Annotated in this window: 15 protein-coding genes; 9 read left to right on the top strand and 6 right to left on the bottom strand. The window is 68.1% G+C overall.

Annotation, left to right across the window (positions count from 1 at the left end; translation table 11 throughout):
- Positions 1-36 precede the first annotated feature (36 nt).
- Positions 37-654 (top strand): hypothetical protein, encoded by a 618-nt coding sequence (locus HUA74_RS05760; protein WP_174453741.1) that lies wholly within the window; start codon positions 37-39, stop codon positions 652-654.
- Between the two features lie 68 nt (positions 655-722).
- Here HUA74_RS05760 and HUA74_RS05755 read toward each other — a convergent pair whose 3' ends face one another.
- The 4 genes from HUA74_RS05755 to HUA74_RS05740 all read right to left on the bottom strand — a co-directional run bounded on the left by HUA74_RS05755 (position 723) and on the right by HUA74_RS05740 (position 4,652).
- The gene (locus HUA74_RS05755; protein WP_174453740.1) at positions 723-1,307 is read right to left on the bottom strand and encodes a superoxide dismutase; all 585 of its coding nucleotides are present in this window, start codon (positions 1,305-1,307) and stop codon (positions 723-725) included.
- 193 nt (positions 1,308-1,500) lie between these two features.
- Complete coding sequence (locus HUA74_RS05750) at positions 1,501-2,070, bottom strand: imm11 family protein (RefSeq protein ID WP_174453739.1); 570 nt, start codon at positions 2,068-2,070, stop codon at positions 1,501-1,503.
- 174 nt (positions 2,071-2,244) lie between these two features.
- Positions 2,245-3,534: a universal stress protein gene (locus tag HUA74_RS05745; protein WP_174453738.1), complete on the bottom strand. Its 1,290-nt coding sequence runs from the start codon at positions 3,532-3,534 to the stop codon at positions 2,245-2,247.
- 104 nt (positions 3,535-3,638) lie between these two features.
- Complete coding sequence (locus HUA74_RS05740) at positions 3,639-4,652, bottom strand: 2-hydroxyacid dehydrogenase (RefSeq protein WP_174453737.1); 1,014 nt, start codon at positions 4,650-4,652, stop codon at positions 3,639-3,641.
- A 258-nt stretch (positions 4,653-4,910) separates the two neighbouring features.
- Here HUA74_RS05740 and HUA74_RS05735 point away from each other — a divergent pair, with 258 nt between their 5' ends.
- The gene (locus tag HUA74_RS05735; RefSeq protein WP_174453736.1) at positions 4,911-5,363 is read left to right on the top strand and encodes a co-chaperone YbbN; all 453 of its coding nucleotides are present in this window, start codon (positions 4,911-4,913) and stop codon (positions 5,361-5,363) included.
- A 40-nt stretch (positions 5,364-5,403) separates the two neighbouring features.
- Positions 5,404-6,744 carry a nicotinate phosphoribosyltransferase gene (locus HUA74_RS05730; protein WP_174453735.1) on the top strand — a complete coding sequence of 447 codons (1,341 nt, stop codon included), beginning with the start codon at positions 5,404-5,406 and terminating at the stop codon, positions 6,742-6,744.
- Here HUA74_RS05730 and HUA74_RS05725 read toward each other — a convergent pair.
- Both HUA74_RS05725 and HUA74_RS05720 read right to left on the bottom strand, forming a co-directional pair.
- A complete protein-coding gene (locus tag HUA74_RS05725; protein ID WP_174453734.1) occupies positions 6,711-7,166 on the bottom strand; it encodes a DoxX family protein in 456 nt (151 codons plus the stop codon). The two genes, HUA74_RS05730 and HUA74_RS05725, sit on opposite strands and share 34 nt — an antisense overlap.
- A gap of 694 nt (positions 7,167-7,860) precedes the next feature.
- The gene (locus HUA74_RS05720; RefSeq protein WP_174453733.1) at positions 7,861-8,769 is read right to left on the bottom strand and encodes a LysR family transcriptional regulator; all 909 of its coding nucleotides are present in this window, start codon (positions 8,767-8,769) and stop codon (positions 7,861-7,863) included.
- Positions 8,770-8,976: 207 nt separating this feature from the next.
- Here HUA74_RS05720 and HUA74_RS05715 point away from each other — a divergent pair, with 207 nt between their 5' ends.
- From HUA74_RS05715 to HUA74_RS05690, 6 genes are all read left to right on the top strand, one after another.
- On the top strand, positions 8,977-10,089 hold the full coding sequence (locus HUA74_RS05715) for a kelch motif-containing protein (protein WP_174453732.1): 1,113 nt from the start codon (positions 8,977-8,979) through the stop codon (positions 10,087-10,089).
- Positions 10,090-10,472: 383 nt separating this feature from the next.
- Positions 10,473-10,874, top strand: a complete 402-nt coding sequence (locus HUA74_RS05710) for a hypothetical protein (protein ID WP_141649378.1) — start codon at positions 10,473-10,475, stop codon at positions 10,872-10,874.
- Between the two features lie 415 nt (positions 10,875-11,289).
- Positions 11,290-12,549 carry a TIGR02270 family protein gene (locus HUA74_RS05705; RefSeq protein WP_174453731.1) on the top strand — a complete coding sequence of 420 codons (1,260 nt, stop codon included), beginning with the start codon at positions 11,290-11,292 and terminating at the stop codon, positions 12,547-12,549.
- A 20-nt stretch (positions 12,550-12,569) separates the two neighbouring features.
- Positions 12,570-13,592: a DUF2169 domain-containing protein gene (locus tag HUA74_RS05700; RefSeq protein WP_174453730.1), complete on the top strand. Its 1,023-nt coding sequence runs from the start codon at positions 12,570-12,572 to the stop codon at positions 13,590-13,592.
- A complete protein-coding gene (locus HUA74_RS05695; RefSeq protein WP_174453729.1) occupies positions 13,589-14,629 on the top strand; it encodes a 3-oxoacyl-ACP synthase in 1,041 nt (346 codons plus the stop codon). The genes HUA74_RS05700 and HUA74_RS05695 overlap by 4 nt, the downstream gene beginning before the upstream one ends.
- A gap of 12 nt (positions 14,630-14,641) precedes the next feature.
- Positions 14,642-15,967 (top strand): DUF4150 domain-containing protein, encoded by a 1,326-nt coding sequence (locus HUA74_RS05690; RefSeq protein ID WP_174453728.1) that lies wholly within the window; start codon positions 14,642-14,644, stop codon positions 15,965-15,967.
- The last annotated feature ends 2 nt before the right edge of the window (positions 15,968-15,969 follow it).

The raw sequence follows: 15,969 nt of genomic DNA, 5'->3' as shown, positions 1-15,969 counted from the left end.
ATGGGCGGTGGGCTGAGTTGGAGGGGGAAGGTCGGAGTGGGTGGGCTCTTCGCGGCGCTCGCGGCGTTCGCTCCTGGGAGCGCGGAGGCGGACGCGGGCGACCTGGCCCTGGGGCATCACCACAAGGAGAAGCACGAGAAGAAGAAGGAGGAGGCGGCTGGCACCGGTGGCTCGGGTGCGGCGGCGATGATGGGGCCTCGCGTGGGCGGGCACGTCGCCGCGGTGATTCCCTTCCTGAGCGTCACCGACGAGGACACCACCGTCATCTTCGGGGACTTCTTCGACCTGGGTCTGGCGCCGGGCATCACCCTGCACCTGAACGAGCGCTGGGCGCTCGACTTCGAGTTCATCGCCTACAGTCGCTGGCGGTTCGAGGATGGCGGCAGGCCCGCGAGCGTCAGCACCAGCATCGTGCTGGACCCGGGCGTCATCTACGACTTCGGGCAGTTCAAGGGCGGCCTGCGGCTCGCCATGCAGGTCGGCGCGGGCGTGCCGTTCAACATGGGCGTGGTGCCCATCATCATCAAGGGCTTCCCCATCACCGAGCACCTGAAGTGGTTCGTGGAGCTGGACCTGCCCTTCTTCGTCACCGGAGCACCGGGCGACGGGGGCTTCAGCTTCTCGCCGCAAATCCAGACGGGCATCGCCTTCTGACGACACCCGTCCCAACACGCATCCAGAGCCGCTTCACGGTGCTCGATGAAGCGGCGCTGGGTGTGGAATCAGCGCGCCTTGAGGTTCTGGGCGACGAAGTCCCAGTTGACCAGGTGCGTGAGGAAGGTCTCGATGTACTTGGGCCGCTGGTTGCGGAAGTCGATGTAGTACGCGTGCTCCCACACGTCGATGGTGAGCAGCGCCTTCTGGCCGTGCTTCATCGGCAGGTCCGCGTTGCCCGTCTTGGTGATGGCGAGCTTGTCCTTGTCCAGCACCAGCCACGCCCAGCCGGAGCCGAACTGCGTCGCGGCGGCCTGGGAGAACTCCTCCTTGAACTTCTCGAAGGAGCCGAAGTCGCGGGTGATGGCGGCGGCGAGGTCACCCGTCGGCAGGCCTCCACCGCTCGGCTTCATGCAGTGCCAGTAGAACGTGTGGTTCCAGACCTGGGCCGCGTTGTTGAACACGCCGCCGTCGCTGGAGAGGATGACCTCCTCCAGGGACTTGCTCGCCTCGGGCTTGCCGTCGAGCAGCTTGTTCAGGTTCGTCACGTACGCCTGGTGGTGCTTGCCGTAGTGGTACTCCAGCGTCTCCTCGCTGATGTGAGGGGCGAGCGCGTCCTTGCGGTACGGAAGTTCAGGCAGCGTGAAGGCCATGAGTCAGGTCCTTTCCAGGGTAAAGGGATGCGGAGAACTATCACCCTCCTACCCGCGAAAGGGGCACGACTCCAATGCATTGGCGGCCCGCCAAAGCACTGGACGCCCGGGATACCGACGGGTCAACACTCCGCGCGGGCACCCGGGGCGGCGCTGTTTCAGGTAACCCGGGCACATTACGGAACTGGACACCTTAGACTTCCTCGAAGTCCGCTCCCGTCACCCTGGCGCGCTCCAGGACCAACTTGATGTGCTCCGAGACGATGAGCGCCTCGGACCAACCCCAGGTGCGAAACACCTGGAAGCCTCCGACCTTCATCGGGTCAATCCGCATCCCGATGACGCCGCGGTAGTGGTCAGCCTTGTCCGGTCGCGCGTCCTCTGGTTTCCAGACCTGTATCTCCTTCGAGGCCTTGTCATCGATGCACCGGATGAGCCTCGTGGCCACGAGGACATGGTACTCACCCGAGCCGCCCTTGACGTTCACGGGCAGCAGCTGAACTTCCTGGGGGGCATACTCCGCGAAGAGACTCGACATCCTGAGGTGGACCACGGGAGTCCTGCCGGCGCCCACCACGTTGAAGTCGCGCCGACGCCCCTGCTCTCGAACACGAAGCTTCAGGGTGGCAGGGGCACTGACGGGCCGGCCCGAGGTGAAGTCCGTCGTGTCCTCCAGTTCCTGTCCCTGTCCGTCCATCAGGGCTCCCAGGGACCAATGACCGGCCTGCACGGCTTCGTTGAGCCTGAAGTATCGAGTCGGCATCGTGGACATCCCTACGACCTCATTCGCCTTGAGTCAGAGGCTTCTGGAGCTGCGTCGCCGGAGTCTGGGCTCCTCGGGCGCGACTGTGAAGCGCTCGTGATGACACCGGGGCCCTTCATGCCCTCCAGCGCCTCTATCGTGACATGTGTTTGAGGCCGTCACACGCGCGGCCCCTCACACCGTGGGTGGACGCACCAGCAGCACGGGCCGCTCGGTGCGAGCGAGGACGGCCTGCGTCACCGAGCCGAGCACCGCGCGCTTCAGCCCCGTGCGCCCATGCGTCCCGAGCACGAGCGCGTCCACGCAGAGCCGCTCCGCCGCCTGGGCCAGCGCCGTCACCACGTCCTTGCTCCCGGTGACGACCTCCACCCGCGCGTGACGTCCCGTGGCCTCGGCCTCGCGAGGCACCAGCGCCTCCAGTCGCCGCCTCTCGGTCTCCACCGACTGTCCCGCCTCCGCGACGTGGAGCAGATGCACCGTGCCACCCGGAGCCACCAGGCCGAAGGCGTGCGCCACCGCGCGGTTGCCCGTCTCCGAGAAGTCGGTGGCCACCAGCACGTCGCGGAACGAGGGCAGCGGCGCGTCCACGCCCGTCGGCACCGCGCGCGAGGACACACACGCCACGGAGATTCGCGCCAGCCGAAGCGCATGATGCGACACGCTCCACATCTTCCCGAGCGCACGCCGGTGATGTGTCCCCACCACCAGCAGGTCCGCGCGCTCCCGCTCGGCCAGCTCCACCAGGTGGTCGGCGATGCGCCCCAGCGAGGGCTCCAGCACGGTGCGCGGCGGCGCGCCTCCCGAGGCCAGCGGCGCCATCAACGCCTCGGTCTCCCTGTCCAGCACCGCGCGCAGCTCCGGCGTCATCTCCGCGAGTTCCAGCGGACGCGACAACCCCAGGCGCCGGTACTCCTCATCCGGCCACACCACGCGCGCGCCCACCACCTCCACCGTGCCCCACGCGCGCAGCCCGCGCACCCACTCCCGCGCGGCCTCGAAGGGAATCGAGCGGTCCACGCCGAGCACCACGCGCAGGGCGCGCCTGCCCTGGACCCACGCCTCCATCACCTCCGCGTCGCGGACCGCCAGCAGCGGCACCTCCAGCGACTGCGCCAGCCGGTCCACCGTCCCGCCGACGCCCAGGAACGGCGCTTCCTGCGTCGGGGGCGCCGTCACCACCAGCGTGGCCGCGCGCTGGCGAGCCACCTCCGCCACCTCCGCCGACGCCTCGCCGGTGCGCAGCTCCTGCTCCACCCGGGCGCCTGACTTCGTCAGTCGGCGGACCTCGTCTCCCAGCGCGGCCTCGGCCGCCTGGAGCAGCGCCTTGCCGAAGGCGCGCGCGGAGTTGGGATTGAGCACGTGCACCAGGTACAGCGGCACGTCCGCCTTCCGAGCCAGCTCGGCGGCGAGGTCACTGGCGCGGCGCGCGGCGTCGGAGAAGTTGGTGGCGCAGACGATGGACATGCGTGGTTCCTCCCCGAGTCGGACACGGCTCGGCGGCTCCCTCGGGAGCCCTGTCGGACGGGCGTCATGCCCATCCGCCCTGCTCATTCGCTCCGCCTTCATCCTCAGGCGGGCCGCACCTGCTCGACGCGCACCTCGTGCACCAGGGGCTCGCCATGCTCGAAGGCCCGGACGCTCGAAAGCGTGGTGCGGGCAATGCTCACCAGGGCCTCCCGCGTGAGGAAGGCCTGGTGCGACGTCACGAGGACATTGGGAAAGGTGAGCAGGCGCGCCAGCACGTCGTCCTGGAGCACCTGGCCGGAGAGGTCCTGGAAGAAGATGCCTTCTTCCTCCTCGTACACGTCCAGGCCCGCCGCGCCGATGTGGCCGGACTTGAGCGCGTCGATGAGCGCTCGACTGTCGATGAGCGCGCCCCGGCCCGTGTTGATGAGCACCACGCCGCGCTTCATCCGCGTCAGCGCCTTCGCGTCGACCATGTGCCGGGTACCCGGCGTGAGCGGCACGTGGAGCGAGATGACATCGGAGGACGAGTACAGCTCCTCCAGCGACACGTAGCGCGCGCCCACGTCCCGGGCGAACTCCTCATCGGGCGCGGCGTCGAAGCAGACGATGTCGCAGCCGAAGCCCCGGAAGATGCGCGCGGCCACGCGGCCGATACGGCCCGTGCCCACCACGCCCACCGTCTTGCCCGCGAGGTCGAAGCCCACCAGCCCATCCAGCGAGAAGTTCCAGTCGCGCACGCGCGCGAAGGCCCGGGGGATGTGGCGGTTGAGGGAGAGCACCAGCGTCACGGCATGTTCGGCCACCGCGTGCGGCGAGTACTCCGGCACGCGAGTCACCCGCACGTCCAGCCGCCGCGCGGCCTCCAGGTCGATGTGGTTGTAGCCCGCGGAGCGCGTGGCCACGAGGCGCACGCCGCCCGCTCGCAGCACCTCCAGCGTGGGCGCATCCAGGCGGTCGTTGACGAACGAGCACACCGCATGGAAGCCCTCCGCCAGGCGCGCCGTCTGCAGCGTCAGCCGAGGCTCCAGGAACGTCAGCGAATGGCCGAACTCCGCGTTGGCGTCCTCCAACGCGCTCCGGTCATAGCGATGGGTGTCGAAGACGGCCAGCCGCATGCCTGCTCTCCCGCCGACAGGCCGTGTGCCCGCCGCGTCCGGTCGGTTGCCATTGCAACGCTCACACCACGCACGCCCTCGGGTGAGCGAGGCGGAGGGACCGCGCAAAAGCTGCACACGTCCTGGGGTGAGCGCAAAAGCCACGGATGCCCCAGGGGCTGGCGACCAGGCGGGTGCGCCGTTAGAAGCACGTCGCGCGAGCCGCGTCCGGAGCCGACACGGCCTACCTTTTCGAACGAGAGGCTCCGAGGAGGCGTCATGTTCCGATGTGCAGCCTGTGGTGCGTTCAATCGCGTACGAGAGCCCCGTCCTTCCGGGGCACCGGAGTGTGGTCGCTGCCACAAGGCGCTGGACCTGTCGGGCGCGCCGCAGGAGGTGGATGGCGAGGGCTTGGACCGCGCCGTGCTCGGCTCTCCCGTGCCCATCCTCCTGGACCTGTGGGCGCCGTGGTGCGCGCCCTGTCGCGTGGCGGGCCCCATCCTGGATGAGGTGGGCCGCGCGAAGGCGGGACAGCTGCTGGTGCTCAAGCTGAACACGGAGCAGCACCCGCGTCCCGCGAGCGCCCTCGGCGTACAAGGCATCCCGACCTTCATCGTCTTCTCCGGTGGGCGCGAGGTGGCGCGGCGCAGTGGCGTGTTGCCCAGGCCGGAGATGGAGCGGTGGGTGTCGAGCGCGACGGCGGGCCCGTCGGGCACGGGGGCCACGGCCTGAGTCCCGCTCACAGCGCGCACGCGGAAGGAGGAGACCAGCCATGGAGCCCGAGGCCGCGCTGCTGACGGACCTCTACCAGCTCACGATGACGGAGGCGTATCTCGCCGAGGGCCAGTGGGACGAGGCGGTCTTCAGCCTCTTCGCGCGCGGGCTTCCGGCGAGGCGCAACTATCTGCTGGCGGCGGGCCTGGAGGACGTGCTCGACACGCTGGAGCACCTGCGCTTCCGCGCGGAGGACCTGGAGTGGTTGGCGTCACAGGGGCGCTTCTCGGACCGGCTGCTCGGGTGGCTGGAGCGCTTCCGTTTCAGTGGCGACGTGGACGCGATGCCGGAAGGAACTCCGGTCTTCGGCCAGGAGCCGTTGCTGGAGGTGCGCGCGCCGCTGCCGGAGGCCCAGTTGGTGGAGACGTACCTGCTCAACCAGGTGCACCTCCAGACGCTCGCGGCCTCCAAGGCGTCGCGCGTGGTGACGGCGGCGGCGGGACGCCCGGTGATGGAGTTCGGGCTGCGGCGCATCCACGGAACGGATGCGGGGATGAAGGTCGCTCGCGCGACGTACCTGGCGGGCGTGGACTCCACGTCCAATGTGCTCGCGGGGAAGCGGTATGGGATTCCGCTGTCGGGCACGATGGCGCACAGCTACGTGCAGTCGCATGAGGACGAGCTGGAGGCCTTCCGGGCCTTCACCCGCGTCTATCCCGACGCGACCCTGTTAGTGGACACCTACGACACGCTGCGCGGCGTGCAGCATGCGATTCGACTGGCGAGGGAGCTGGGCGAGGACTTCCGCGTGCGGGCGCTGCGCCTGGACTCGGGCGACCTGCTGGCGTTGTCGCTGGCGGCGCGCGAGCTGTTGGACGAAGCGGGTCTGGAGCGCGTGCGGCTGATTGGAAGCGGTGGGTTGGATGAGGACGCGGTGGCGGGGCTGCTCGCGCGGGGTGCGCCGCTGGATGGATTCGGCGTGGGCACGGCGATGGGGGTGTCCGCGGACGCGCCCTCGTTGGACATGGCCTACAAGCTGGTGGAGTACGCGGGAAAGGGCCGCGTGAAGCTGTCCGCGGGCAAGGTGCTGCTGCCTGGGGCGAAGCAGGTGTATCGCCAGGAGGAGGACGGCGTGGCGAGAAGGGACCTGCTCGTGCGGCGCGGAGACGTCGCGCGTGGACATCCCCTGCTGCGTCCGGTGATGCGAGCGGGGCAGCGCCTGCCCGGAGCCACACCGTCGCTGGAAGAGGTCCGCCAGCACGCGCGGCGGGAGCTGGCCCGACTCCCCGCCGAGGTACGCGCCCTGGAGCCCGCGAGACCGCCCTACTCCGTCGTCATCGGCGACGGGCTCGCGAGGGCACGGGCTCACGAAGTCGAGGTCTGGGCGGCCGAGCCCTGAGCGGCGCTCTTGCGCGACAGGAGGCCGTCTACCGCGAACGCACCATTGCCCAGCAGGGCCTGGGCGATGAGCGACAGGATGAGGAACGCGACGTACTCCCAGCCTCCGCCCTCGTTGGTGAACATCCAGCCCAGGGAGACGTGAGACTTGAGCGCGCCGAGCATCACCGGGAGCAGCGCGAGCGCCACCCATCGGACGCGAAGCCCCGCGAGCAACGCGAGGCCGCCGAGCAGCTCCGCCGCGAACACGGGCCCGGCCGTCCAGCCGGGGAAGCCATGGGCCTCGAAGAAGCGGGCGGTGCCGTCGAGCGTGAAGATGAACGCCTTGGCTCCCGCGTGCGCGAGGAAGACGGCGCCCAGTGCTACACGGAGCACGGTGGCGGCCAGTTCGGAAGAGGAAGGAAGCGAATCGCTGCAACGCATGAAGGCGGCTCCTGGAGTGGTGGAGGTACGCCGCATGAAATGCGCGCCTCGCGGGCGCGGCGGAAGGTCAGCCTCGCGAACGAATTGTTCTGGTGGCAGGACAATCTGCGCGGGGGGAGTTCAGCTTCAACGAGCGGAGCGGAACCAGGAGGCGGCGCGTCGAGGTCCAAGCGCGGGTCGCGCTCACTCCCTGCGGGCGGAGCGGAGCTCGGAGGACAGCGCGTCGAGGTTCGCGCGCGGTTCGACTTCAGTCCCAGCGGGAGGAGCGAAACTCGGAGGCCAGCGCGTCGATATCCGCGCCGGGGTCGACTTCAGTCCCAGCGGGAGGAGCAGAACTCGGAAGTCAGCGCGTCGACATCCGCGCGAGAGGTCGACTTTAGTCCCAGCGGGAGGAGCAGAACTCGGAAGTCAGCGCGTCGATATCCGCGCGGGGTCGACTTCAGTCCAGCGGGCAGCACGGAACTCGGAGGCCAGCGCGTCGAGGTCCACGCGCGGGTCGCGCTCACTCCCTGCGGGCGAAGCGGAACTCGGAGGCCAGCGCGTCGAGGTTCGCGCGCGGGTTCGACTTCAGTCCCAATGAGAGGAGCGGAACTCGGAGGCCAGCGCGTCGAGGTTCGCGCGCGGTTCGACTTCAGTCCCAGCGGAGGAGCGAAACTCTGAGGCCAGCGCGTCAAGGTCCACGCGCGGGTCGAGTTCACTCCCACCGAGCGGAGCGGAACTCGGAGGCCAGCACGTCGAGCAGGGCCCTGACGAGCGGTGGCGGGGAGCGGCCCGCCGCGTGGACTGCGTGGATGCCGACGGGCCTGGGAGCGAAGCGGTCCAGGACGGTGACGAGCCGGCCGGAGCGCAGGTCCTCGTCCACCATGAAGCGAGGTAGCACGGCGAGACCGATACCGTGAGCCACGGCCTCGCGCAGCAGCGTCCCGTTGGCGGCGGACAGCGGGCCCGACACGGGGACAGGCACGGGGATGCGTCCTTTGGGGCCGTAGAAGCGCCACTCGTCCTCGGCGCGCAGGTGCAGGTAGCGCAGACAGTCGTGGCGCAGCAGGTCCTCGGGATGCTCGGGGGTGCCCCGGCGCTTCAGGTAGGCAGGTGAAGCGCAGACGCACAGCGCGGTGGTGGCGAGCTTCCGCGCCACGAGACTGGAGTCGCGCAAGCGCGTGATTCGCAGGGCGACATCCACCCGGTCCTCGACGAGGTCGACGAGCCTGTCGCTCAGCATGACCTCCACCGACGTGCCCGGATGCGCGGCGAGGAAACGGGCCAGCGGGCCGGCGAGGTACATCTGCGCGAAGCTGATGGGCGCGTTGATGCGCAGCGTGCCTCGGCCCGCGTCCGAGGCCCCGCGCGTGGCGGCACTCGCCTCCTGGAGCAGTCGCGCGCAATGGGCGTACACACCCAGGCCCGCGTCGGTGACGGAGAGCTTTCGGGTGGTGCGGATGAGCAACCGCTGCCCCACCCGGGACTCCAGCCGTGAGACGCGCGCGCTCACCACGGACTTCGACACACCGAGCACGGCCGCCGCCCGGGTGAACGAGCGGTGCTCCACCACGCGCGCGAAGCACGCGAGGCCCAGCAGGTCATCAAACAGAGGCTCCGTCACCCGCCGCAGGCTGCCATGGGGGCCCGTGTAGGACCAGCGGGGAGAGAAGGAGCACGCAGTCCCAGGACTGGGACCAGAGACTGTATTTCCAGTGCAATCCAGTGGCTGTTAAGTCGCGTCGTCACGCGATGTTGACGAGGAAGGTCGGGCAGAGCGTCGGCCCCTCTCGTCACAATGCGGACCTCACCCCATCACCACGAGGAACGGATGACACGAGTAACCACAGCGAAGACGTGGCTCAGCCTGGGACTGTGTGGAGCACTGGCGACGATGGCCGGAGCCTCCACGGCGTTCGCGGAAGCGCCGCGCGCCGAGACGCGCACGGCATTGGTTTCACCCTGGTCTCAAGCGGCGTCGATGAGTCAGATTCGCGCGTTTCACACGGCGACGCGACTGCCGTCGGGCAAGGTGCTCGTCACGGGCGGCAATGGCTGGGGCACTGTGTCGGCGTCGACCGAGACGTATGACACGGCCACCAACACGTGGAGCGCGGCGGCTGCGATGAGCCAGACGCGAGCACACCACACGGCGACGTTGCTGGCATCGGGCCAGGTGCTCGTCGTCGGTGGACTGGGCGCGGGAACGTTGGCGAGCGCGGAGCTGTACAACCCCACCGCGAACACGTGGAGCGCCACGGGCAGCCTGGGCACGGCGCGCAGGGCCCATCAGGCGGTGCTGCTGGCGTCGGGCAAGGTGCTGGTGTTCGGCGGCTTCGGGCCGGCGGCGCTGAAGAGCGCGGAGCTGTACGACCCGGCGACGGGGACGTGGACGGCGACGGGCTCCACGTCTGTCGTCGCGGGGAAGGTCAGCGCCACGCTGATGCCTTCGGGCGACGTGCTGGTCATCAATGACGACGGCGTCACTGGCGCGGCGGAGGTGTACGACGTGAGCACGGGTGCGTGGAGCCGCGTGTCGGACCCGCCGGCGTTCTATGGGCACGCGGCGCTCCTGTTGAATCAGGGCGCGGTGCTGGTCACGGGACAGGAGACGGGGCAGTACGCGAGCGGCGCGTGGCTGTTCTGGCCGGAGGACAACGAGTGGGAGTACGTCTCGTACGCCACCGAGGAGCGGCGGCGGAACCACTCGATGACGCTGCTGCCGTCGGGCAAGGTGCTCGTCGCGCGCGGTACGCGCAACCAGATGGGCGGCACCACGGAGATGTTCAACCCGGCCACGTGGCAGCTGTCCGTCGTGGGCAATGACACGCCCACGCAGGGACATACGGCCACGCTGCTGACCAACGGCAAGGTGCTCGTCGTGGGAGGCTCCAGCCAGGAGGAGCCGGAGCTGTACTCGTCCGGCGAGCTGTTCACCGAGTAGCGCACGGTCCATGCCTTCAGGCCCGCCTGTCTCCCAAGCCGAGACAGGCGGAGCCTGGGACTGTTCACCGAATCGCGCGCGACTCATGCTTCCCGGCCCGCCTGTCTCCCAAGCCGAGACAGGCGGAGCCTGGGACTGTTCACCGAATCGCGCGCGACTCACGCTTCCCGGCCCGCCCACCTCCCAAGTCGAGACAGGCGGAGCCTGGGACTGTTCACCGAATCGCGCGCGACTCATGCTTCCCGGCTCGTCTGCCTCCCGAGTCGAGGCAGGCGGAGCCTGGGGCTGTTCACCGAATCGCGCGCGACTCATGCTTCCCAACCCGTCCCCCTCCCGAGTCGAGGCAGGCGGCGCCAGGGGGGCTGTGCTACGCAGGGCGGGCGATGGCGACCAACGTCCCCACTCTTCTCATCGAGGGCTACTCCGCCGACGAGCTGCTGCGGATGCCTGCGGAGGAGCTCGAGGCCTTCGCGTTCACCGGCGAAGCGTTGATCCTCCGGGTGGGCAGCGGCGAGTTGCTGGGCCGCTTCCGGCGCCTTCCGGACCGACTCGAGGTGGAGCTCGCCCAGGTCGACCGTGGTGGCGAGGGGATTCTGCTCGCCCTGTGGCGACTGGCGCGTCAGCTGGCGAGCGCGCGCGGGTTGACCCAGGTCGAGTGGATTGTCCACGCGGTGCATTGCGCCAGGCCCAACCTCAAGCTGCGCCGCGTGCTCGAACGTCGTGGCTTCGTGGTGCGTGAGCTGCCTGGACGCGGCTCGGCCTACCACTTCATCGACACGGTGTAGGCCCCGGCATCCACTGTGTTCGCCGGGCCCACCGGTCCGCGTCACGGGCCGACCGTCCTGTCTCGCGGACAAGGCGTGTAACGGGCGACGTGTGTGTCCCTGGCTCGCGGCGTGGGTGACAGAGGGGAAGACACGTCGACCGTGTCCCCTCGTGATTGGCCAGCGAATTGAAACCGGAGCCTCCGGGGCTCGCGTCGACCGTGAGCCCGCATTCGCTCACGAGTGGACAGAAGCACCCTTCCGGACACGTGGACCACGCGACCTCAAGTCCTGACTACTTCACAAGTCACCCTCACTTCAAACAACCTATAAGGGCACAACCGTGTCCTGGCGACCCGTGTGGACGCATCCAGGTCCGCACTCGATGTCAGAGCGCAACGCCAGGATTTGGGTGCTTGGCTGGGGGGAGGCATCAATGATGTTGGTGGATGTCTGGGAAGAGCACCTCGATGAGGCCTCTTTCCGGTGGGAGCAATGGGAGCAGGCCCTCGTGGCTCCTGATGCGACGCTATTGGCGACAGCGGAGCGGGAGGAACGCCTGCTGGGTCATCTGGAGGGACTGGCGGAGCAGGAAGCACTCGAGGCCGTGGTGCGGCCGGCGTTCGACTCGGAGGAAGCGGCTCGCGTCTCCGTCGCCACCCATGTGCTGCTGAGTCAGGGCGCCGTGGACGAAGTGTTGTCGCGACTGCGTGGGTCGGAGGTCGAGCTCCGTGCCGCCATGTGCCGCGCCCTGGAAGTCAGCGAGGTCGCGGGGGTGAGCACGGCGCTCGAGTCACTGTTGAAGCTGGGCGATGTGGACCTTCAGGCTCGCGTGTTGGAGGCGCTGGCCGGCAGACAAGGCACGTCGCCCGACGTGCTCGCGCGGTACTTCCCGCATGACGAACCGAGGGCGCGAATCGCCGCACTCCAGGGAGCAAGGCCACTGCCCGAGGAGCTTGCGCGGCGGATGTTGCCCGCACTGCTCGCCTCCGCGCATCCCGACATCCGGCTGGCGGCCGTGGAGGCAGGGCTGACCGCGGGGCTGCGTCTGGCGTGGGAGGCGTGTGGAAGAGAGGCACGGGCGCTCACACCGGAAGCCATGGTGCTGCTCGCGATAGGGGGCGGTGAAGAGGACACGGACTTTCTGGTGGGACTGGCGAAGGACGACGAGCTACGTCCCGAAGTCGTGTGGGCGCTGGGGTTCAGCGGGCGGCTCGCGGCGATGGACTTCTGTGCGGAGTTGCTCAACGTGCGCGGAGTGGCCCGGCTCGCGGGAGAGGCGTTCTCGGCCATGACGGGACTCCAGTTGGAGGGGCCGTACGCACTGCTCGAGGAAGAGGAATCCGACGAGTCCGAGGACCCCGAAGCGGATCTCACGGTGCGCCCCGAGGATGATTTGCCGTGGCCGAACGTGTCGGCGGTCCGGGGTTGGTGGGCGGAGTCACGCAGTCGCTTCGTGGAGGGACAGCGCTATCTGCTGGGGCAGCCCTTCAGCGGGGTGGTGCTGATGGAGGCCCTGGAGTCGAGCTCGATGCGACGTCGGCACGTGCTGGCACGCGAGCTGGCCATCCGCACGCGCGGGCAGCACGTCATTCCCACCCGAGCCTTCACCCATCGCCAGCGCGAAGCCCTCGCGCGGGCCCGAGGGGCGAGACTGGTGCTGGGAAGCGGGCCCCTTGTTTCCACGCTTCGCTGAGCGCGCCGAGGACTCACACCATGCCCGCGCTCGAGAACCTCACTCCGTTCGCAGCCACTGATTTCCTGACGCAGACAAAGGAAGGAGAGGACGGCCTCATCCTCATCGTGGCTGGCAGCTTCACCCTCCCCGCGCCTGGACGAGCCTCGGTGGCTCCGTTGGCGTTGAGCGATATCCAATCCGCGCCACCGAGGATGGACGCGTACTGGGGACCACCGGAGACATCGAGCCTCCGTCATGAAGCACCGTCGTCCTATGCGCGGCGTGCGACGGACGTGTTGTTGGACGGGCGAGCGTGGGCACCACGCGGCCGCAAGGTGACGGGGACTCAAGTGCGAGTACGCGTGGGGCCCGTGGAGAAGCGGGCACAGGTCTGGGGCACGCGCGTCTGGTATCGGGGGTTGGTCGGGCTGAGCGCCTCGGCCCCGCTGCCGTTCGAGTCCCTGCCGCTGCGGTACGAGTACAGCTTCGGAGGCACACGAGCGTCTGGGTACGAGCCGCGCAATCCGGTGGGACGCGGCTTCTACACGAGTGCGAAGGAGGCGCTGGAGCAGCCGTTGCCATCCATCGAGACGCCGGAGGCACCGGTGCGCGGGTGGTCGGACAGACCGCCTCCATGTGGCTTTGGACCGGTGGCTCGGCACTGGCAGCCACGAGTGGGGTGGGCAGGGACCTACGACTCCTCATGGGTGGAGAAGCGAGCCCCCCTGTGGCCCGCGGACTTCGACGAGCGCTTCTTCCAGGTGGCGCCCGAGACGATGCGAGCCTCATCTCACTTGCGAGGAGGAGAGCCCGTGGTGCTGGAGGGAGTGTCCCCGGACGGACCGCTGGCGTTCCATCTGCCCGAGTACAGGTTGCTGGCGCGCTGCATGTTCGCGGGGCAGCGAGAGAAGCGACGCATGACCTTGGACGAAGTGCGGTTGGAGCCCGAGGAGCGCCGGGTGGTGCTCACCTGGCGGGCGACGTTTCCGGCGCATCGGAGGTTGGCGACACATGAGGTGAGCACGGTGCGCCTGCTGGAGTCGTGGGAGGACGTGTCATGAGCGGAGCGAGGGTGGCGGGGCTGGGGTTGTGTACGCCCATCGGGACGACGACCCACCTGACGCTCGCGTCACTGCGAGCGGGCCTCGTGCGCTTCGCGGAGACGCAAGTCGAGGACGACCTGGGTGAACCGGTGAGGGCGTCTCGACTGAGTCTCCTGGACGCGGCGATGACACGAACGGAGCGCATGTCCGCGTTGGCGCGACAGGCCCTGGTCGGGGTGCGGCCCGTGCTGGAGCGATTGCCACCGAGGGGACACGTGCCTGTGTATCTCGGGCTCCCGGAGCCTGGGTTGGGGGCGGAGGTAAAGCGGGAGGCACTGGTGTCCGCGTTGCTGGCGGAAGCTGATGGGCGACTGGAGTTGGTGAAAGTTCACGAAGGAGGAAGAGCGGCCTTCTTCGAGGCGCTGGCCACGGCCACGAGAGACCTGCAGTCCGGTCGAGCCGGGGCAGTCGCCCTGGTGGGGGCGGTGGACTCGTTGGGGGATGCGGTATCTCTGGAGGGGCTCTCGAAGGCACGGCTCCATCTGGGGCGGCAGAACCCGGACGGACGGATTCCTGGCGAGGCCGCGGGCTTTGTCGTGCTCGCGCGACCAGGGGCGGCGAAGTCACTCGGGTTGGAAGAGACAGGAGTCGTGCTGGGGACCGCGCTGGGGGTCGAGCCTCGGCCCTTTGCGCGGACGGCGCCCAGTCTGGCGGAAGGGCTGACGGAGGTGCTCCAGAGCGTGCGGGGCGACGGGGTGATGGGTGGGCGGCGTGTGGATGGCGTGTTGGCCTGTCAGCCGGGGGGGTCCTTCTGGGGGACGGAGTTCTCGCGGGCGTACCTGCGAAACGCGGGGCTGATGCCGGAGCCGTTGCGGGTCCACCTCGCGGGAGAAGGGCTGGGGGATGCGGGGGCTGGGGCGGGGCCTGTGATGCTGGGCGTGGCCTTGCACCGAGCGAGGTGGAGGGAGCCGGCGGCGCGGAGGACGCTCATCTATGGGAGTGCGGACGGGGGGCGTGTGGGGGCGTGCGTGGTGGAGATGATTCCGAAGTCGTGAAGAGGAGGAACCATGGGTCGCGTCTACGCGAATGGCCGTTCGATTCTCCACAAGGGTGACGGCAACACGCACACCTCGGCGGCGCCCGATGTTTGTAAGGTGCCGACACCGGGAGGACCTGTGCCGACGCCCTTCGTCAACTCAGCGCAGGACTCGATGCTCACGAAGGGGAGCACGAGCGTCACGATTGAGGGCCACCCCGTGGCGCTGACGAGTTCGGAGCTGAGCACGAGTTCGGGTGACGAGCCGGGGACAGCGGGAGGCCTCATCTCCTCCAAGTTCAAGGGGAAGATGGCCTGGGGCAGCGGCAGCATGGACGTGAAGGTGGAGGGAAAGGGCGTGGTCCGCTACCTCGACGTCACCCTGCACAACGGGAACACGTACAACACCACCTTCATCTCCGACGGGCGCACCGCCTGGGCCTACGGAGACGACTCACAGTGCACCGCGTGCGGCAAGTCGACAGAGAGTCACCGTGTCCACGAGACGGGCGAAGCCGTCGCCAACATAGAGCTGGTTTTCACTGAACTCATTCGGAGGCTTCATGAGCAACGGCCCCTCATCGAGAAATATCTCCGATTGAGAGAGGGCCGAAAAGCCGCCGAACAAAAGTCTCTTCAAGAAGCCAGAGACGCAAGCAAGATGCTGGCTCCCCAAATAAAGAAGAAGGAAGAACTCCTACTTCAACTCAAGTCTCCAGCAGGAAACGACATCCCAGCAATCAAGAACAATCTTATCCTTGTCCAAAACGACCTTAAGGTCGCCGAAAAAGCCCTGAAGGAGAAAAGAGCCGAAGACCTGAAATTAACGCAAGCGGTCCAACAGGAGATGCATGAAACCAATGACCAGCTCAAGAAGATGAAGCCTGTGCTACGTCACGACGAAAAGTTCAACACGTTCGTCGAGGGCTACATGGTTGGTTCATGTCTCTGCAAATGTCCTCAAAATCCACGAATGTTGACGTCTTGCTCTGGGCAGGCCTCGACCGGTTTCCGGGAGGCAGTGGCAGCCACTCCCTTCGAGCTCGTCGAAGGATTCCAGACCAGTGAACATCAAATTGGGGAGATGAAACGACTGGGGCGCGACAAATGGGAGTGCGCCGCACCCAAGCTTCTCCAAGCAGGAGGCTCCAACGGACACAAGCTCCGTGCAATGTCCGAGCGCTACTTCTCCCCTTTTCTTCCCCTCACAGTCAGCGTGGAATACAGCCGAACCGATGAGCAAGCGACACGGCAAGTCAAGGGCGAGTTCGGCCATGGTGAGTCAGTTCCATCGTGCGATGCCTGTCAAAAACTCACCCCTGAGATGCTCTGCCACAACCACAAAGAATGCGCTTGAGC

It is taken from the genome of Myxococcus sp. CA051A (genome assembly GCF_013336705.1).
GTDB classification, from domain to species: domain Bacteria; phylum Myxococcota; class Myxococcia; order Myxococcales; family Myxococcaceae; genus Myxococcus; species Myxococcus llanfairpwllgwyngyllgogerychwyrndrobwllllantysiliogogogochensis.
This window is presented reverse-complemented; position numbering and strand designations above follow the sequence as displayed.